This window comes from Edwardsiella sp. EA181011 (assembly GCF_000800725.1).
Lineage (GTDB): Bacteria > Pseudomonadota > Gammaproteobacteria > Enterobacterales > Enterobacteriaceae > Edwardsiella > Edwardsiella anguillarum.
Map to the genome: position 1 here is coordinate 1778536 of NZ_CP011364.1, position 19764 is coordinate 1798299.

The window sequence follows — 19764 nt, forward strand, 5'->3', positions numbered from 1 at the left end:
GGCCTGAGCGGGGCAGCGCCGTATGCGCTGCCCTTTTTTTGACTTTTTTCTGAGCGGAGGAGTCTGCATGGCGCAGAAGAAAATCGAGGGCGCACCGCGTCCGATCATTCCCTATGAGCACCCCGATGCGCAGATGTACCTGCGTCTGCTGCGCGAGCGTCTGATCCGCCTGCGCTGGCGTAAACGCGCCTATACCCGCAACGACGCCGCCCTGCGCGCCTGCTTTGCCGACGATAGCCAGCCGCTGGAGCGCCAGTGCGACACGCTGGTGCGCTACGTGGCGGAGGCGTTCGACCACTACGCGGTGTGGGATTATACCCACGCCTACTACCCCGGCCGTCCCAGCCAGCAGAATGCCCGCACCGACGCCATGGAGGGGTGCAGCCGGGTGCTACCGACCCTGGCGACCTGGCTGCACAGTGCGGCGGCGCAGGGCCGGGACGGCGTCTTGACGGGGCTGAACGGACAGCGCTGGGACATTGCCGAGATGCTGAGCCGGGCGTTTCTGGCCGGCACCGATCCGGCGCATCCCGGCTATTGGGGCACGCTGCACGACTACGATCAGCGCATCTGCGAGAGCGCCGATCTGGCGCTGGCGCTGTGGCTGAGCAAGACGTGGGTCTGGTCGCGCTTCGACACGCGCGGGCGCGCGCAGATCCTGACCTGGTTTCGTCAGGTGCCGACCCGTCAAACGGTGGACAACAACTGGCACCTGTTCGGCCTGACGGTAGAGGCGGTGCTGTGTGATCTGAGCGGCGAAGGGGAGATAGACCAGCAAAAGTATCAGCGCATCAAGGCATTCTATGTCGGCGAAGGATGGTTCCGCGACGGCGCGCGGGGTAACTATGACTACTACAACGCCTGGGGATTCCACTACTCCCTGTACTGGCTGGATCAGATCGATCCGCAGCTTGATCGGGGCTTTATTCACGACGCCCTGCGCCAGTTTAACGACGGCTACCGTCACCTGATTACCCCCCAGGGGATCGCCTTCTTCGGACGCAGCGCCTGCTATCGACTGGCCGCCGCCGCGCCGCTGCTGGCGGAGGCCAGCCAGGCGCCGACGGCGCACAGCCTGGGCTGCGCGCGACGGGCGCTGGAGGTGACGCTGCGCTACTTTATCGCCAACGGGGCGATGCGGGCCGGCGCACCGACCCAGGGGCTGTTTGCCGATGATGCCCGTCTGGTGGACAACTACAGCGGGCCGGCCAGCAGCTTTTGGTCGCTGCGCGCGCTGAATATCGCGCTGTACAGTGCGCCGCAAAGCGGGCTGTGGCAGGCGGCGTCGCTGCCGCTGCCGGTGGAGCGGGGCGACTTTTCGCACCGGATCGACGCGATCGGCGTGCAGCTCCTGGGCTGTCAGGAGACCGGCGAGAGCGTGGCGCTGTTCCTGCACGACTATACCAAGGCGCAGGGCCCCCTGAGCCGCCGCCTGCAGCGCCAGCGGCCCTGGCAGTGGCTGCTGGAGAGCCTGACGGGACGCGCTGAACGGCCAAAAAACAACCTGCTGCGCAAGGGCGTGACCTGCTACAGTTCGAAAATGGATCTTTACTTTTAGTTTCGCCGGTCAATGTCACACTTTTATTATCTTTTGAATGTTTTCTTTATTTTGTTTTAATGATTAAATGAAAGTAGATGAAGATGCGGAGGTGTGACGATGTTTTTGGTTTCTTCCCGGGATATGCTGCTGCAGGCGCAGGCCAAGGGGTACGCGGTACCGGCGTTTAACATTCACAACCTGGAGACCATTCAGGTCATTGCCAAGACGGCGGCCCAGATGGGATCTCCGGTGATCCTGGCCGGCACGCCCGGTACCTTTAGCTACGCCGGCGTCGCCTATCTGGTGGATATCTGCCGCGAGGCGGCGCGTGAATACCGTATTCCGCTGGCGCTGCACCTGGACCACCACGAATCCTATGAGGATATCTGCGCCAAGGTGGCGAGCGGCGTCCGGTCGGCGATGATCGACGCCTCGCACCACGCCTTTGCGGAGAACGTGGCCCTGACCCGCCGGGTGGTGGAGTATTGCCACCGCCTGGACTGCACCGTTGAGGCCGAACTGGGCCGGCTGGTCGGCCAGGAGGACGATCTGGTGGTCGACGCGGCGCACGGCAGCTATACCGATCCGGCGATGGCGGCCGAGTTCGCCCGGGCGACCGGCATCGACTCCCTGGCCATCGCTATCGGCACCGCGCACGGCATGTATAAAGAGGCGCCGCGCCTGGACTTTGACCGACTGGCCCTGATCCGCCGTCAGACCGAGGTTCCGCTGGTGCTGCATGGCGCCTCCGGCATCCCGGATCAGGATGTCGAGCGCTGCGTTTCGCTGGGGATCTGTAAGGTCAACGTGGCGACGGAGCTGAAGATCGCCTTCTCTGACGCGGTGAAAGCCTATTTCGCCAGCCATCCCGCGGCGAACGATATGCGTCACTATATGGAACCGGGTAAGGCCGCGATGCGGCAGGTGGTGGAACAGAAGATCCGCATCTGCGGCAGCGCCGGGCAGCTGTAAGGAGCACTGAGCATGACGAAACGGGTTGCCGTCCTGTTGGCACACGGGTTTGAAGAGGGTGAGGCGGTGGTGTTTATCGACATCATGCGTCGCCTGGATATTCAGGTGGAGATCCTCTCCTGCGAGGAGAGCCTGGCGTTGAACAGCTATTTTGAAACCCCTATCCGGGCCGATGCGCTGCTGGCCGATCGCCTGGAGACGCTGTACGACGCGGTGATGATGCCGGGCGGGCCGCAGGGCACCGACCGCCTTAACGCCAGCGCCAGCGTGGTCGCCTTTTTACGCCGCCACATTGCGGCAGATAAATATATCTGCGCGCTGTGCTCCTCCGGTGCCAAAGTGCTGGCCGCCCATGGCCTGCTTGAGGGGCGGCGCTACAGCACCGGAGACAAGCTGGCCGAGCGTTTCGCCGACGGCGAGTATGTGGATAGGGACGTGGTGGTCGATGGCCGGTTCATCTCGGCCAAGGGACTGGGCGTCAGTTTTGAGTTTGCCTTTACCGTCGCCCGCCATTTATTGGCAGACAACGTTGCCAAGGTAGATGCTCAGGCCAGCCATATCTATTTTCGTCGCTGGCCGTTAACGGAATATTGATCGATTGCCGAAGGTTTTGGGGGTTATTTTACTGCGACGGTATCGCCTACGGGAGATACCGTTTTTTTTGCTTATGTGATGGCGCCATCCTTTCTTTTCATCTCTTTCGCTTGATTTCTATTTGATGTGATTTTGTGAAGGTGCGTAATAAAATGAAACTTTAGCCCGCGTAGTATATCTCTACGCCAGCGGCGGCCTCCGATCGCACCGGCGTCGGCGCTGTGTGGCGTCAATGCGCTATGGCCTGGGTATCATGACGGCAACGCGCGGGTTACCCATCAGTCAATAATATGAAAAAGAGTTAAGGATACGATGAACAAGTTAATTTACTTGGCTGCTGTAGTCGCCCCCTGAAACACCAGACAGTAGCTGTATCTCCAGATAAGAGATAGGCTTGAATATATGTCTAACACCAACGCCAATGTTGAGATGGCCGGGATCCTGTCCGTAAACGTAAGACGCCTCAGGAGAACATCGCCATTATCCAGCAGATGATGGAGCCAGGCACGAATGTCTCTCACGTCGCACGTCTGCACGGTATTCAGCCCAGTCTGCTATTGAAGTGGAAGAAGTAATATAAGGAAGGCAACCTCACTGCCGTTGCGGCTGGAGAGGACGTCGTTCCTGCCTCTGAGACTGCAGCTGAACTAACACAGATTTGGGAGCTACAGCGCCTTCTGGATAAGAAGGCGATGGAGGCTGAGATCCTCAAAGAGACCGTGGAGTACGGTCAGTCGCGAAAATGGATAGCGTACGCGCCCTTGCTGCCAAAGGATGGGGAATGGCACAGGTCAGCGCACCGTAAGCGTGTCGCGTGCGCAGCTATCACTATGGATTAAACGTTCTGCCTGATTGGCAGGAGAGGCGTTGTAACCGGCGTAATGACGAAGCAGACGCTGAAATCCTGTCGGACATCCTCGATATTATCAGCGATATGCCGAGTCATGGCTATCGCCGTGAGTGGGGTATCCTGCGTAAAAATCAATATTGCCTATAGTATTCTCATTATTATATCAAACTCATAAATATCGTTTCCATTCTGAAGAGTTTATCGCGCTTATTTATGATGCATCTGTCTGAGTGCTTATGCCGATATAACTAACGTGACATATTAAAAAATAAAAAAATATAGGCATTGTTCCCATATCGGAAATACCATAATTATGAAAGATTATGGCGTCAACAATACTGGAGGGTTGATGATAAAAATGGCTATATGTGTTAATAATCAATATGATGGTGTTGGGGGTGTCGACGTCCATAGCAATAGTTTCTGTCTGCTGATATAATATAAATAATTTAATATATACACTTGCTTTATCGGCCTCATAATATCAGTATGAGGGCGCCTGCCCAGTTTAGCTTTATCAAGCCATGAAACGAACGTTTAAATTAACGTAGAACGTTGGTTGAGGGTTATCAGTGAATAAAATCAATTTATATTATCCCAAGTGCTAAATATGGAGTAGATAAAATGTCTTTCACAAAAAAACTGGCCTTAGCCGCACTGTTGGCTGCCCCCCTGTATGCCTCTGCCGTGGTCACTAACGGTCAGCTGACCTTTACCTGGCAGGGGACCATTCCCGCCCAGAGGTTAGCCTCCGACTGGAAGTTCGTCGATGCCCTGGGGGCCGATTTTATTCCCGCCCCCCAGACGCTTACCACCGCGGTTGACACAAACGACAACAAGCTGACATTGACCACCTCTTCTCCCGTCACCTTTTATATCCAATCCGATAGCAATATTAACGGTATCAACGCCTATCTGGCCTCTGCTCCCATCGCCGTCGGGTTTAAGGGGAGCCGTCAGCTGGCTTTGCAGGACACCGCGGCCGCGCCCGGGGATAACCAGATCCTGATCACCCTCAACAATGATGCGCTCAAGGTGGGCAGCGCAAACGCCATTAACGTTGTCGACCCTGGCAACGACCGTCCCATCAGCCTCGGCCTGTACGCGAAAGTAACCCGTGATGGCTATGATGCCGGCAGCAGCGTCAGCTTTACCACGCCGGTGGTTTTCGCGGTTGATTTGGTTGCTGCGCCTTAATCATTAAATTCTATTTCCAGTATGTAATGCTATCCGGTGATGAATATATCGCCGGATAATTTGTCGCTGTCTCCAGGGTGATTTCAATGTACAAGTGGATCCTGCCATTCTTATTTATCATCAATCATGCCTATGCCTTCACCGTTGATTCCATGTTTAAGGTGGACAGTGAAAACAGCCGTTACTTTACCTTAAAAAACCCGGATGACGAGCCGGTTTACCTTGCGGTCTCATTAAGCGAATTACAGCGTGCGGGGAATGGGCGTTATCAGGAGAGCGCGCTCTCCACGGATGATTTTTTAACATGGCCGCTCTATATTGATCCGATGGATATCGTTATTGACGCTAAGGGGGAATTACGCGTCTCGGTTATCCGTACCGCTCAAATTACCCCGCACGACCGTATTATTGGCGTCAGCTTTATTCCCGACAGTTTACGCCAGCAGGAGCAGGGCGAAAAAAGCAATGTCGCCATCGCCATTGGCTATAAGTCGTGGTATCTGATCCCCGGCAGCCAGCGTATTACCGGAGAGCCACACGCCTGGCTAAGTAACCAGAAGATTAACTTCAGTAACCCGACCAATAAGGTATTGCGCCTGATCCTGGATGTCTGTCCCGCCGCAGACAGGAAAGCCGACAGTGGCTCCTGCTACAGCGAAGCCATCTTACTCCCCGGCAATGACAAGCAGATTACTGTCCCGGCCACTGCCGATCTGAGCCGGGGTAAGGTGACCTTTTTTGACCTTGCTGACCAGTATAAAAAGGAGATCGCCCTGCGCCCGGCCAGATAAGGAAATTACCCATCGTCTGTCAGACAGCAGCCTGCGTTAACGCGCCTGACAGGGTGTCACCCGGCTTGAAGATGAAGATGACCATGACGAGTTTCCAGATTACCATCATAAAAATATTACCGGTTACCGGTCTGCTCGCAGGCGCTGCCTGGGCGGCGCCCTCCCTTCCGACAGATACGCTGGCCAGCAATCACCGTGGGCTGGCGCAGGGCGCTGTCGCCACCCAGACGCTGGCACACAATGATATGACGCTGGCACAGAACAATGCGACGCTGGCCATGGCGCATGGCATGTCGCTGGCTTCCGGGGTCCCGCTGGCCCGCTCCCGCTACGGCAAAATCCTGACCCCCAGCCCGATGGCGATTACCCTGGTGATCCCCCAGGTGGATGAGGCCCGCTTTGAGGGGGAGCTTGCCCTGGATAGCGTGCGTATTGACGACAGCGCCGCGGTGGCGGCATTTTTATCCCGCGCCGGGCTGAGCCAGAAACAGGCAGACGAGGTGGCCCGACAGTTTGCGGCCGGGGTGGCCCACGACAGCCGCTGTAAGGGCAGCCGGGCGACCTGTGTCCTCAGCAGCGAGGGGATGGCCGTCGTGATCGACTATTATGCGCGTCAGGTCCGTCTTTTCTTTGCCCCCGCCTACTTTGCCCGCGAGACGCGCCAGGTTGAATATCTGCAGGGAGATGGGGGAAAAAAGGTGCTGGTCAACCATGCCAGCCTCTTTGCCAATCGCTATGCGAATCAGGGCAACAGCCTCTATGCCCGCGACTATGGCCTGTGGGGGCTGCCCGGCGGCTTTCTGAAATACGATGCCTACGTCACCGACCGGGACTATGGCATCAATGCGCTGAACTATGTCTATCAATACCAGTGGTTCAAGGCACAGCTGGGCGCGGTCGACAACAGCTACGACTTTAACCCCTCGGCGCAGCGCAGCCTGTTTAAAAACAGTCAGATGACCGGCCTCCTGCTCGGTAACTCCGCGGAGATGCAGGTGCGGAGCCAGAACGATCGCCATTACACCTACTACGCCCCGCTGCCGGGGGTGCTGGAGGTGTGGCGCGACGATAAACTGCTGCTGCGCCGCGGCGTCAACGCCGGCATGGGGGAGCTTGCCTACCAAAGCCTGCCGACGGGGATCTATCAGGCACGGGTTGTCATCAAGGGGTTGAATGATGAGCTGTTTTCCGACCAGTCCCTGCTGCTGGTCAACGATGGCCCGACCCTGGAGGGGGTCAGCACCCACCTCAGCGTCGGACGCCTGGACGATCATGCCTATTACGGTAACGCCTGGATGGGCGAGCTGGGCGTCACGGTACCGCTGGGCGATATCGTCAGCCTGTCTGGGCTGACCGGCTATGCCGACCGTGAGTTTCTGGGCACCCTGGGGGCTGATATCCGCAGCAGCAGCCTCACCCTATCGCTGCTGCAGACCCTGGGCAGCCAGGGGTATCAGAAGAGCGATCTGGTCGCCACCTACTACCCGCTCTCGCTGCAATACACCCGTGAGCGCTACCGTCAGCGCGAGCGTCCCTTCGTCCGCACCCTGCCGGGCGCGGTGGAGCCTGACGACGTGCTGCAGCCCAGCCTGATCCCGGACTATCTGGACCAGCTCCCCGGCACGTCGACCAACCGCGAAAACCTGCTGGCCAACTACAGCGTAGCCCTGCATCAGGACCATACGCTGCAGCTTGGCTACCAGTTTTTCCGCGAGCAGTCCCAGCGGAGCCAATACTATACGCTGTCGCTGTTCAGCCGCTTACCCTGGAATATCAATCTCACCGCCAGCCTCAACTACGCCCGGAACGACCTCTGGAGCGCCTCGGTGGGGCTCTCGGTGCCGATAGGCAGCCTGCAGGCCAGCAGCTACTACTCGCAGCAAAACGCGGGTCGCTGGCGCAGCCAGAACACCCTGAACTATAGCCAGAGTCTGGCGGAGGCGTGGCTGGTTAACCTGCAGGGTGGCCAGCAGTTCTCCGACAGCGGCGCGCAGAGCACCTTCTCGGCCGGTGCGCAATACCGGGGCAACGCGGATGTCCGTGCGCAGGTCTATCTGGCCAGCGATCAGTCGGGTGCAGCCGGCAGCCTCGATGTGCAGTCCAGCCAGCTGATCGCCTCAGACGGGATATCGTTTCAGCGGCCGGATGCGCTGAGTCAACAGGCTTTTCTGCGCCTGCCGACAGAGGAGAAAGGGGCGGTGTCGGTGGCGCTGAAAGAGCAGAGCAGCGGGATGACCCGCTACTACACGGAGGGCGAGGGGAAAATCATCGCCCTGCCAGCCTACAGCCGTTACCAGCTGGATGAGCGGCTGATTGGCGGGAGCCGTGTCTTTGACAACCATCAGTCGCGTTATCAGCAGCAGATCGATCTGCTGCCCGGGCGTTTGGTCGATACCACGCGCGCGGTATTGCCGGTGCGCAATCAGGCCATACGGGTCCGGCAGCAGGGCAATGGGGTGGATCAACTGCGCTGTGAGGGGGCCGGCTGCGTTGGGGTACAGCGGATACAGAGCGGCCTATTTATGCTGCAGCTGCACCCCACCGGGGCGATTACCCTGCTGTCTGAGGGGCGGCCATGCGCCTCGCTCTCTTCGGCGCTGCAGCTGCCGGCGGATCAACTACCCATCGTGGAGTGTAAGAGTGAATAAACGTCAGGTAAGCGTGGGGATCGGGTTAAGCCTCGGGCTGTGGCTGAGCGGCGCGGCGCAGGGCTTTGAGCTGCGCAATAACGCTCAGGTGCTGGAAGAGCGGCTGGAGCTGAGCGCGCATATCGATATGGGCAGCACGCTTATGCTGCCGGTGCAGGTGATAAGTCAGACGCCCCTGTTTCAGCAGGTGGCGTATGACGCGCGGCGCCATCGTTTTGAGGATATGGGTATCGCCCTGCGGGCGATAGGCGAACAGAACAGCCAGCCGCTGCTGCTGGAGATCGTGAACGACCAGTACCAGTGTGCGTCCCTCTCCCAGACGTTGTACACGCCGTTTACGTTGGCAGCCGTCAACCAGGGATATCGCTACGGCGTCGAAACAGGGGGGCGGTCGGTTGCCCGGCTGGATAGCTCTGGCCCCCGCCAGCACCGTTTTGAGCCGGGAGAGTGGCAGCGCGCGGGGGATGTGGCGGGTATCGCGGCAAATCGTTTTATTCTGGACTTCTATCTCCGCGTGGTTCTGCCGGAACTCTCGCAGGTTCCCGTGGGCGGGGTGGGGGTGCCGATAGTCTGCAGCGGGCAGGTTACCCTGCTGGTGAGCGTGCCGCTCTGAGAGGTATCGCGGCCCTGAGCCGGCGGTGTGATGTTATATCAGGAGGAAGTATGTATTGCATAATAGGGGAAAGGCTGCTGCGTTATCTGATGTATGGCGTTTTAGCGCTGTCGTTGATGGCAAAGAGCCACGCTATCGGGGTGAATCTCACTATTTATAATAATCAGGAGATACGGATTGACTCTGGAGACTCTCCAGAGATCCTGAGCGACGGTGTGCTGCAAGTTAAGGATAATTACCCTGAGTTATCGGGGTTTGTTCTGTCGGATCTCGGCTCAACCCAAAGCAACTTGGTGCGCAGAACCAGCCTGTTCAGCGTCACCCTGACCGGGGCGCGCTACGGCAGGTCGATAACCCTGCGGGCCAAGCTGGGCAGGACGATCTACCGACAAGACTCTTATGTACAATCCTTTACCATAGGACATACCTCTGAGAATAATGGGTGTGCCAATATCCAGCCGCGGGATACAAACCAAACACAGGGCTCCGGTAAATTTGTTATTATTGACCCGGGCAGTCATGATTTTACGGCGGACTGTAGTGCAAGGACCTTTTCTGATATTTATAGAAGTAGCGATATTCGTCCTGTGTTTACCTTTGGGGATGCCAGAGTGGTATGGCTGGATATCGATACCCTGACAGCTAGCGTTGCCTGGCAATCGCTGCCGCCTGATGTTTATAACGGTAGCGTCAGTTTAAATCTGGAGCACATGAATAATATCGGTACTGGCAGAATTAAAGATCTAAATACCACCACCACCGTCTCGATACGCAAGCTGCCCTATTTTAGCGGGCTATCCGTGCCCTCAACCAATGTGGCATTCAACACGAGCTATACCCAGGATCAGGTGGTAGGCTACGCCTCCACGCCGCTGATTTTACAGGGGTTATTCGATCCTAACTTTGGCCGGATACGCTTTAGCCTGCGCTCTGATAATCAGTTCTCCCTGGGTAATGCTGATGGCAGAAGGATAGCTTATCAGGCAGTATTGAACCATGGGACACGGCAGTATCCCTTAAATAAGGATGCGGCCAGCACGGCGCCCATCGAGATAGCCAGTTTAAATAATGTAAATCAACTCCCGTTAAACTTGACATTTCAATTTAATCAAGACAAATCCAGCTTAACCAATGGGGTCTATCGTGATAGAGTGACACTCATTGCTGAGTTGCCTCTGCTGTGATTAATAATCAATACTCTTATTTCTTAAAGCAACATGATTATTTTAGTGCATAAGTTTTTTTCAGATTTAAGGATAGGAAATGACGAAAATTTACTTATCTGGCCCTTGCTGTTATGAGTTGCATGGATTGTATAGTGAGTTAAGTAGCATGAGATATCCCGTGAGCTTATGGGATAGATAGAAACCACACCAAATTCTACTAATTGGATGCATCACCTAACAGGATTGTTTTTATCCACGTATTCATATTCAGCTGTGACAGGAAGATCGGCTTGTTAACAATAAGAAATCTACCGTACTTATTGCTAGAAAGGATTGAAATTGTGCAGAAAATATTCCCCGTAGACATGCTTGTACAGATCGCCTTATCAATATTTTTCCTGATCTATAAGAGGATTACGATATATTATGCCAAAGTGACCATAGATACTTACCGATGTAAAAATGGCCACTATATCCTAAACGGCTTGCTCTGAAGTGGAGTATCCTATCAATGGCTAGCTATATCGCCATAAAGCTGATTTGTTGCCTTTTAGGCTTATATGCCAATTTAGATTTGTGGTAAATGTAAATAGCCGATATGTGTCGCCGCTTTTACAGGCGTTTGGGTCAGGCTGCACAGCTGGTATGCGCTGCTGCATAAAATATTGGCTTGGTGATTTAAAATAAATGGTTGGTTAGTTTCACCATGCCCAAATTCTGGATAGTAATAAACAGGATAGTTAACTCGATCAGCGAACTGTTTTATCACATATCGGTAAAGATATTTTTCTTCGTCGGATGCATTTTGCCCGTAAAACTGCCCAAAAATAATGGCGCGTGGATGGAGTTTCTTGCTGAACTCTATCTGATGCAAGGTGCGGTCAAGTTGTTTCGCCGTTACTCCAGTATCTTCTAGGATCACTATTTTATCGGAATAGTTGCCCTCATAAATAGTGGAAAACAAGGACTGCACTAGAGTCAGGTTCCCACCATCTAGTTTACCGCTTACTATTTTTACAGCCTGACTATTCATCGGCTCGATACCTGTATAATTAATTCCATGAGATAGTGTATCAAAAACTTCATTTAGGCTACTGTTCATGCTGATTTTCTTACTTTTATCAATCTCATGCATTTCTTTATTATAAGATGCCAGCACCCCGTGCACGCTTGGCCACTTCAGATCATGATTAATAAAGCTATGAATAGCTGTTACGTCGCTGAATCCGATGATGATTTTGGGTGTGGATGTTGAAATTCGAAGCCGGTTTGCATGCAGAGCTGGGTATAGGTTGAGTGCCCCCGAACCTCCTCTAACAAACCAGAGGTATTGTACATTGTTGTCACTGAGAGCGTTAATGAGAGTCTGCGCCCGTTTTTCATCAGTGTTGACGTAACCCAACCTGTTAGGCTTCTGGTTGAGATATCGTTTGTCAACAGAGTAACACTGGCGAGAAAATGCTGTCTCAATCTCAGGAATGATGTTTTCATCATATTGCGATGAACTTGAAATCAGGAATACCGTTCCCTTTTGACTGGAACAGTCTTTTCGCTCATACGCTTCTAGCGGGGAAACCGTTTTTTTCACAGTGGTCAGTGAGGTGCTCGCACATCCAGACAGGAAAAGCAAAAGGATGAGGGGTGTGATTTCTTTTGATATTTTTTCTTTTATCTTAATCATAGACTTCCTTAATGATAAGGTTAACTTTTATTCAGCCATATTGATATATATTACTTTGACCTGTACTTTTTCCACTTAAAATCTCCTGCATCATAAGTGTTGTTGACTAAATGTGCAACTATGATTGTGCTAGTGCAAAGTTGCTTATTTTTTAGTTTAATTAAATTTAATAATAGATGGCTATTCAGGAAGATAGTGTTAACTGTGACGTTGCTAAAAAATCGAGCTTTGAACCTACTCATGAAAAGTGTGCTGGATGCAAAGCGAGGTTATGTTTTCGAAATTGGTCCAGGCTTAGTTCTCATGCACTATAGCGGCGTTAGCGATTGTAATCACATTCAATATAATTAAACAACAGTATTCGTACCAGTTAAATGCTAGTGAACGCTATTGCCACTTCAGGAAAGCGCGATTTATATGTGTTTCTGGTTTCAGTCCTTAGATAAGAGTTACCTTAGGGCAATCGCTAGGGAAACATCCTCTTGCCTTGCCTTGCCTTGCCTTGCCTTGCCTTGCCTGACCATTCTATATAATATTTTACCGCTGAGCTTACCGTTATTGGTGCAGCCAAATAAAACCCATCTCTTTCTCTGTCCAGATTTCGGAGCCTTGCATCATCGAGGTAGCAGAGATGCAATACCTATTAGGTATTTACGGGCCAGTCAGTCAGCTGGTTTTCAGAACATAATACGATCGATATAATTGAACACTTTGATCTTAAAATTAACGAACTGGTAAAATACTGCTCAGCCTTTCAATTTCTGGTTGAGTTGCTCAACCATATCGACTTTGCTTCCACTGTAATCGCCCGATAATAGCGCCGCCAGTGATGCCGCGAAATTTCTAGGCTGTCTCCCTCGGGATCGTCGTGACCATCCACATGTTGCCGTAACGACTTCGTTTACGGATGAGCCGATGACCAAAAAATATAAAGCCATAATTAACATGGGTGATCCTTGTCTTGCCCATGTTTAGCTTGAGCGCTGCCTTCGAGCACACCCCAGCATTCTTCCCTGATAACTTTCGTCTGTGCTTTGATGCCTTTGACATAAGTATAAAGTCATCGGCATTCCGGCAGTATGCCACCCTACGGAGCACCTTCACTGGCGCCCGAAAGATAGCGGCATCGCTATGTCCCGCCTTGATGGTTTTCCACAGCAAGGTTATGCAACGTGCATCACTGATCCTACGATGGGCAACTGGCATCAGTAGTTGATGGTGTACGGTGTCGAAGTCGTTGGACAGGTCACCTTAAATAACCTCGTGTCCTCGGGTTTCTTCACCATCTGTGAGTTGTATTTCGCCGTGCGGATCGCGTGCTGGACACGGCGTCCAGACCACTCGGCTATTCGTTGTTGATGAGACCGGTTACCTGCTGTTTAGCAAAGAAAAGACCAATTTGTACTTCCTGTTTGTCGCACGATGTTATGAATCAGGTAGCCTGGTTTGACTAATCATCTGTCGTTTACGCAGCGCTCCGGCACGTTTGGATATAATGGAACGTTAACGGTAACCATTCTGTTATCGTCTACTATATGGTGCCCATATCGTACAGTTCGAGGGCTAAAGTTGCCGTCAGGAAGATAGAGCAAAGATGATCAACTGAAGAGATAGATGCAAGTTGACGTTTCTGTGTAATCATAATTAGGAGACCTCTTTATTTTTACATAGTAGGGATAAATTCAGTTTGTATTGATATTTATGCCAAAACTGATCTATTCAACAAAACTTCGCGTGAGCTCAATAATATTAACCATTGTTAAAAATAAATTTTGATTTAAATATAGTGCTATCTATTAATTAATATTCTATAATTTAAAAATGGGAATGATGCATAAATATATTGATATACAATCCTTGTAACTATTTATGAGTGGTTTTTGATGTGAGCTTTTGAGTGCTTTATCTAAATCAAGTTAGTCAGTAGTTGATTAAAATAAAGGATAGTATGCTAACAAAAATAAGTTATTTTATATTTATCTATGATTTTTCTGATGTGCATGGATTGTAATTCTGTGAAAATAAATACACTCAGGATTATAATCTTGAAAAATAAATTGCAACTAATCTGTTAGCATGATATCAAATGAATTAATAGTCGGTTTATATGGATATATATATGACTAAAATTAATATAAATGAAAATGTTCTATTTGCAGCAACAGATAGAATTGACTGGGCTTTTGATAATTTTTCTAGTGTTTGTGTGTCATTTTCAGGTGGGAAAGACTCCACTGTGCTATTTCATTTGGCAGGGTATGTAGCTAGAAAGAAAAAAAAGAAATTCAGTGTGTTATTTATAGATTGGGAGGTGCAGTTTAACTATACAATAAATCATATTAAAAGAATGCTTGAATTATATATGGATGTTATACTCGATGTCTATTGGGTAGCTCTACCTCTCAAAACAGTAAACGGTGTATCTCAGTTTCAACCAGAATGGATATGCTGGGAGTCAGATACTTCGTGGGTTAGAACTCCACCGTCTTTCTCTATTACAGGACATGATTATTTCCCTTTTTATAAATATGGTATGACATTTGAGGAGTTTGTTTCTAAATTTTCCAATTGGCTCGCAGGGCATAATTCTTTAATAACTTTAACGGGTGTTAGAACTGATGAGTCACTGAATCGATATATGGGGCTAGTATCAAATCGGAAGTTAAGATATGCCGATGATAAACCTTGGACAACGGCATCTCTAGAGGGGTTCTATTATACTGGATATCCGCTATACGATTGGAAAGCAAAAGATATATGGGTCTACCATAGGAAAACAAAACTGCCATATAATGAGTTATATAATCTGATGTATCAAGCAGGTGTTCCAATAAACTCAATGCGTATATGTGAACCATTTGGTCCAGAACAACGTAAGGGGTTATGGTTATATTATATTCTAGAGCCTGATACTTGGCGTCTAGTATGTAATAGAGTTTCTGGTGCGCACAGTGGTGCTATATATGGTAATCAAAGTGGGGATTTTTATGCATTAAGGAAAATAAATAAGCCAAACACTTTATCTTGGCGAGAGTATGCTTTATTCTTGCTTGACAACATGCCTCCAGCAACTGCTGAACATTATCGTTGTAAAATATCTATCTATTTGAAATGGCATAAAGAGCGGGAATATCCTATAAATATTCCAGACTTGCAAGACAAAGATCTGGATATTAAAGATATACCATCATGGAGACGAATTTGTAAAGTTATAATAAAAAATGATTATTGGTGTAAGATGCTTTCGTTTAGCCCTAAGTCTAATAAATCATAATATAAACATATTAATAGAAGACAAAAGAAACGACTAAAATGGAAGATGCTATGATTGACGTTAATAAAATTATTGCTAGTATAAAATATTTTTTCTCAGGATATTTCACTTGATGAAAAAATGGCTGCATTAAATTTAATACGAAAAACTTTTCATAATGAAAGCCCGTTTTCATCTGAGCCTATTGATTTTGTACTATGGGTAAAAGATAAGTTAATTGATGAAAATGATTACAATCCAAATAATATGGCATCAGTAGAAAACAATGTATTAAAAGAATCATTGAATATAGATGGCTTTACGTAGCCAATAATTGTATATAAAGAAAATAGTGAGTTCAATATAGTTGATGGCTATCATCGCTATAAGATTAATTCAAAATTAAATGGCTGAAACAATCGATTTAAAGATTACATACCTATAACAATAATAAAACAAGAAAATGCTGATAGAGTGTTTAGAATTATATCAACTATTAGGCATAATAGAGCTAGAGGTCAACATCAAATTGCATTGATGTCAAATGTAGTTAAAGAGTTATATTTGTTGGGTTTGGATGATGAGAAAATTAGCTTTAATCTCGGAATGGATAGGGATGAGGTGCTGCGGCTTAAACAAATAAATGGAATCACAGAGATCTTTGCTGAAGATAAATTTAGCGAAGCATGGACAGTTAAGTAGTTATCCTGTAAAAAGCATGGATTATATATTCCATGCTTTTTGATTTTGTCCATTCAAGGTATATTCAGCGTCATTAATCATCATAAGTTTACCCAGTCTTCCAGTAATAGGCCTGGCACTTCTTCAAACTCCCGTTTATTATTCGTCACCAAAATCGCTCCAGCAGCGATGGCGTGTCCGGCGCTCGCCGTGTTGTTCGGGCTAAATAGCTGCGCGGAATAGTAGATCACTTTGAGGAAACTCAGCCCGGATTGTGCGATCCGATCAATCGCCAAACCAATCAAAATCACCAACCGGACTGTGCGATGTCGATCATAGCACCCATTCCCCGAACTGAACGATGCCTGATGCAGAAAACTATCCATAAAACGCGTGACAAAAACCATGCCGCAGGCTGACCGCCATGCTGATGCTGCATCGGGGCGACCGCGTCAGCGACGTTGCCAGAACGCTCTGCTGCGCCCGCTCATCGGTGGGACGCTGGATTAACTGGTTCACGCTGTTGGGTATTGAAGGACTGAAATCATTACCCGCAGGGTGTTCCCGCCGTTGGCCGTCCGAGCATATCTGCTCGCTGTTAGGCGAGCTGGTAAAACACTCTCCCGGCGATTTTGGCTACCAGCGTTCACGCTGGAGTACAGAACTTCTGGCAATAAAAATCAACGAGATAACTGGATGCCAGTGACATGCCGGAACCGTTCGCCGCTGGTTGCCCTCCGCGGCTCTGGTATGGCGCAGGGCAGCACCAACCCTGCGTATCCGCGCCCCGCATAAGGATGAAAAGATAGCGGCAATCCATAAAGCGCTGGGCGGATGCAGCGCAGAGAATCCCGTCTTTTATGAGGGGGAAGTGGATATCTATCTTAATCCCAAAATCGGTGCGGAGTGGCAGGTACGCGGACAACAAAAATGCGTGGTAACACCAGGGCAGAATGAAAAATACTATCTGGCCGGAGCGCTGCACTGCGGTACGGGCAAAGTCAGCTATGTGGGCGGTAACCGCAAAAGCTCAGCCTTATTTGTCAGCTTGTTAAAGCATCTTAAAGCGATGTACCGGCGGGCAAAAACGATAACGCTCATCGTGGATAGTTACCGCTAAACAGCGTATGCAGTTTTCGATGTCTGAGATCGAAGTGGTCGTAATATTGGACGGGAATATTTAACTATTGGGAGCCATCATGGACCAACGGGAGCATTTGCATAGAAACTTACTGTTTTAGTAATGACCGAGTCGCTGATATAAGTGCCAACAACTGGCGCTATAAAAACGAGGGTTTTTGAGAAAACCACATCAACATATTGATATTAATAGGATGGTGTTGTAATTATCTAATGTTCTTGATCATTTCTATCTGCATGAGTTTTGATAATAAAAGCTGCTGCTGGTTCACTCGAGCCAGTTATAGCGCAAAACCTTAAATTCTTGCTCGGATGCTCCCATAGCGTCATACACCACCAATTGGATCGGTAAACCTCCAGGCGCCACTGGTTGAATCTGCCACCGGCGCGGGTCAACCATCGAGAAGGATATCCGTGCGGCGCCGGCGCCGTACGGCATCGACCCCGCGGGAGGCCGGCGCGCTCCCTCGCCGCGCATGGCCGCAGGCGCGGCGCGTCAGGGCAGGAGGCGGGGCAGCTGGTCGGCGATGGCTTCCATCACCGCCTGTACCCGGTGCGGCAGAGTGCTGCGCTGGCGGTAAATCAGGTAGCTGTTCATCGATAGGCCGTCGGCGTGGGCGAGACAGGCGCGCAGGGTACCCGCCTGCAGGTCGGCGGCCACCGCGTAGAAGGGCGCATAGAGCAGCCCGATCCCCTGGCGGGCCAGCTCGATCGCCGGCAGTAGATTGTCGCAGATGCAGACGCCGCTGACCTCGCTCTGCTGGAGATGGCCCTGTGCGTCGGGAAAGTGCCAGCGGTTGCGCTGCCCGCCGAGCATGCTGAGGGTGATGCAGGCGTGTCCCTCCAGATCGGCGGCCTGGTCCAGCGTCAGCGGACGACGGGCCAGATACGCCGGCGCGGCGAAGATCCCTATGCGAAAGTTGACCAGCGGGCGGGCGATCAGGCTTTCGTTCTGCGGCTGAAAGGGGCTGATCAGCAGATCGCAGTCGCTGTCGAAGATGGCGCCGTACTGACGCTCGGTGGCGCTGGGGTTCCGGGTGCGCAGATCGAGGATCAGACCGGGCATGTCGCGCTGAAGTGCGGGGAGCAGATGGTGGGCCAGCAGCGCGTGGATAGCGATGGGCGCGCCAAGCGTCACGCCGCCCTGCAGGCTGCGCTTGTAGCTGTCGGAGAAGCTCTGCAGGGCGCGATGCTGCTCCAGCATGAGCTCGGCCTGGGCCAGGAAGCGCTGGCCGAATTCGCTGGGGACCAGCCCCTGCCGATGGCGGACAAACAGCGCCAGCCCCAGGCGGCGCTCTAGGCTGCCCAGGGCGCGCGACACGTTGGGCTGCGGCATATGCAGCAGCTGTGCCGCCCGGGTGACGCTGCCCTGGCCGGCGATTGCCAGGGCGATGCGCAGTTCATCAAACTTATAATCTTTCATAGAGTGGTCCTACAGGGGTATATCAAAAATGATATCTATGTTTAGCAAAAATACCAGATGATGGCCTCTGGCGGGCAGATTATGATGGCGGCGAAAGATAACCGCTGCATGACTTTTCCCCGCCCCCTGGCGGGGGTTTTTTTAATGTCATCAAGGTATTATCCGAACGGTTTCTCAGCGGCGTCGCGCGCATCTATCCGTGGGCCACCGCGGCGTCTGGCGTGTGCTACGCTGTTATTATTCCGCCGCGTCGGCGGTGGAATTAGGGAGGGGGCCTCTGACGTCCGTCTGGGGCGCGAGCGAGGCCGGCGGGCGTTCCGACTCCCCGCCGGAAAATAACGTGTCTGATGGTAAAGAGAATAAACAAGAGGGGATACAGCCTGTTATTGCGGCAGGCTGGCGGCACCGCTGCGTCTTATTACCGCGCTGCTTCTTCGCGCGTATTGCGGCATCGAACGGGCAACTCAGGTGTTATTTAAGGATCGGTAGAATATGAAACGATTGAATAGTAAGGTCATTGGCTGTGTCATGCTGCCGGCGCTGCTGCTGTTGGCCGGCTGCGCATCCAAGGTGCCGGAGAAGGACCAGTACGGCAATTATTTTACCCCCTATGAAAACGTCACCCGGGGAACGACGGCGTCGGGCCAGCCGGTGCTGTACTGGCGGGCGCCCGGGATGGATATGAAGCAGTTTAACAGCCTGATCTATCAGCCGGTGATCTATGCGCCGCGCCCGAAGCCAACGGCGCAGATCAGCCAGAGCACGCTGGATCAGATCCTGGCATACGCCAACGTTAAGGTGAAGGCGGCGTTGGCCAGCCACTACCCGCTGGTGGATAGGCCGACCGGTAAGACGCTGATCTTCCGCGGGGCGATCACCGCCATCGACACGACGAAGCAGGGGCTGCAGTTTTATGAGGTGTTGCCGGTGACGCTGCTGATCGCCGGGACGCAGGCCGCGACGGGGCACCGTACGCTGGAGAGCGCCATCTATCTGCAGGCGGAGTTTATCGATGCGGCGACCCATAAGCCGGTATTGAAGGTGGTGCGTAAGATCGCCGGTAATCCGCTGCGCAACGATCAGACCCCGCTGACGCTGCAGGATATGCAGCCGGCCCTGAATGCGCTGGCGAGCGACATCCGGGCCTATAACGGCTTTGGCTCCTGACGCTCTCCGCCGCGGTGGCTATGGAGGGCCCGCGGCGCGGGCCCTTCG

Annotated in this window: 12 protein-coding genes and 5 pseudogenes; 13 read left to right on the top strand and 4 right to left on the bottom strand. The window is 51.8% G+C overall.

Going from position 1 to position 19764, the window contains the following annotated elements:
- The first annotated feature begins 67 nt into the window (after nucleotides 1–67).
- The 9 genes and pseudogenes from QY76_RS07905 (at nucleotide 68) to QY76_RS07945 (ending at nucleotide 10389) form a co-directional block, all read left to right on the top strand.
- Nucleotides 68–1558: a DUF2264 domain-containing protein gene (locus QY76_RS07905; protein WP_034164260.1), complete on the top strand. Its 1491-nt coding sequence runs from the start codon at nucleotides 68–70 to the stop codon at nucleotides 1556–1558.
- A 99-nt stretch (nucleotides 1559–1657) separates the two neighbouring features.
- Nucleotides 1658–2512: a tagatose bisphosphate family class II aldolase gene (locus QY76_RS07910; RefSeq protein ID WP_034164261.1), complete on the top strand. Its 855-nt coding sequence runs from the start codon at nucleotides 1658–1660 to the stop codon at nucleotides 2510–2512.
- 12 nt (nucleotides 2513–2524) lie between these two features.
- Entirely contained in the window at nucleotides 2525–3106 is a 582-nt protein-coding gene (locus QY76_RS07915; RefSeq protein WP_012849352.1) for a DJ-1/PfpI family protein, read from the top strand.
- A 473-nt stretch (nucleotides 3107–3579) separates the two neighbouring features.
- Nucleotides 3580–4091: pseudogene (locus QY76_RS07920) on the top strand (transposase); the annotation flags it as partial.
- 489 nt (nucleotides 4092–4580) lie between these two features.
- Nucleotides 4581–5153 (top strand): hypothetical protein, encoded by a 573-nt coding sequence (locus QY76_RS07925; RefSeq protein ID WP_038631197.1) that lies wholly within the window; start codon nucleotides 4581–4583, stop codon nucleotides 5151–5153.
- Between the two features lie 86 nt (nucleotides 5154–5239).
- Complete coding sequence (locus tag QY76_RS07930; protein WP_034166083.1) at nucleotides 5240–5944, top strand: hypothetical protein; 705 nt, start codon at nucleotides 5240–5242, stop codon at nucleotides 5942–5944.
- 83 nt (nucleotides 5945–6027) lie between these two features.
- Complete coding sequence (locus QY76_RS07935; RefSeq protein WP_235439463.1) at nucleotides 6028–8592, top strand: TcfC E-set like domain-containing protein; 2565 nt, start codon at nucleotides 6028–6030, stop codon at nucleotides 8590–8592.
- Complete coding sequence (locus tag QY76_RS07940) at nucleotides 8585–9205, top strand: hypothetical protein (protein WP_045424119.1); 621 nt, start codon at nucleotides 8585–8587, stop codon at nucleotides 9203–9205. The genes QY76_RS07935 and QY76_RS07940 overlap by 8 nt, the downstream gene beginning before the upstream one ends.
- 50 nt (nucleotides 9206–9255) lie before the next feature.
- A complete protein-coding gene (locus tag QY76_RS07945; protein WP_045424122.1) occupies nucleotides 9256–10389 on the top strand; it encodes a hypothetical protein in 1134 nt (377 codons plus the stop codon).
- A 550-nt stretch (nucleotides 10390–10939) separates the two neighbouring features.
- Here the strand turns inward: QY76_RS07945 and QY76_RS07955 are convergent.
- Entirely contained in the window at nucleotides 10940–12052 is a 1113-nt protein-coding gene (locus QY76_RS07955; RefSeq protein WP_045424127.1) for an LD-carboxypeptidase, read from the bottom strand.
- A gap of 370 nt (nucleotides 12053–12422) precedes the next feature.
- Nucleotides 12423–13383 (bottom strand): annotated as a pseudogene (locus tag QY76_RS19230) (hypothetical protein); the annotation flags it as partial.
- 788 nt (nucleotides 13384–14171) lie between these two features.
- Here QY76_RS19230 and QY76_RS17850 point away from each other — a divergent pair.
- Both QY76_RS17850 and QY76_RS07965 read left to right on the top strand, forming a co-directional pair.
- Nucleotides 14172–15326, top strand: coding sequence for a phosphoadenosine phosphosulfate reductase (locus QY76_RS17850; RefSeq protein ID WP_095666538.1), 1155 nt, complete (start codon nucleotides 14172–14174; stop codon nucleotides 15324–15326).
- A gap of 87 nt (nucleotides 15327–15413) precedes the next feature.
- Nucleotides 15414–16007, top strand: a pseudogene (locus QY76_RS07965) (ParB N-terminal domain-containing protein).
- Between the two features lie 80 nt (nucleotides 16008–16087).
- On the opposite strand, the pseudogene QY76_RS18700 reads toward QY76_RS07965, so the two are convergent.
- A pseudogene (locus tag QY76_RS18700) lies at nucleotides 16088–16207 on the bottom strand (VapC toxin family PIN domain ribonuclease); the annotation flags it as partial.
- Nucleotides 16208–16312: 105 nt separating this feature from the next.
- Between QY76_RS18700 and QY76_RS07970 the strand changes: the two are divergent.
- A pseudogene (locus tag QY76_RS07970) lies at nucleotides 16313–17100 on the top strand (IS630 family transposase); the annotation flags it as partial.
- 522 nt (nucleotides 17101–17622) lie between these two features.
- Here QY76_RS07970 and QY76_RS07975 read toward each other — a convergent pair.
- Nucleotides 17623–18549 (bottom strand): LysR family transcriptional regulator, encoded by a 927-nt coding sequence (locus QY76_RS07975; RefSeq protein WP_034165914.1) that lies wholly within the window; start codon nucleotides 18547–18549, stop codon nucleotides 17623–17625.
- A 492-nt stretch (nucleotides 18550–19041) separates the two neighbouring features.
- Between QY76_RS07975 and QY76_RS07980 the strand changes: the two genes are divergently transcribed.
- Nucleotides 19042–19716, top strand: coding sequence for a DUF3313 domain-containing protein (locus tag QY76_RS07980; RefSeq protein WP_034165915.1), 675 nt, complete (start codon nucleotides 19042–19044; stop codon nucleotides 19714–19716).
- Nucleotides 19717–19764 lie beyond the last annotated feature (48 nt).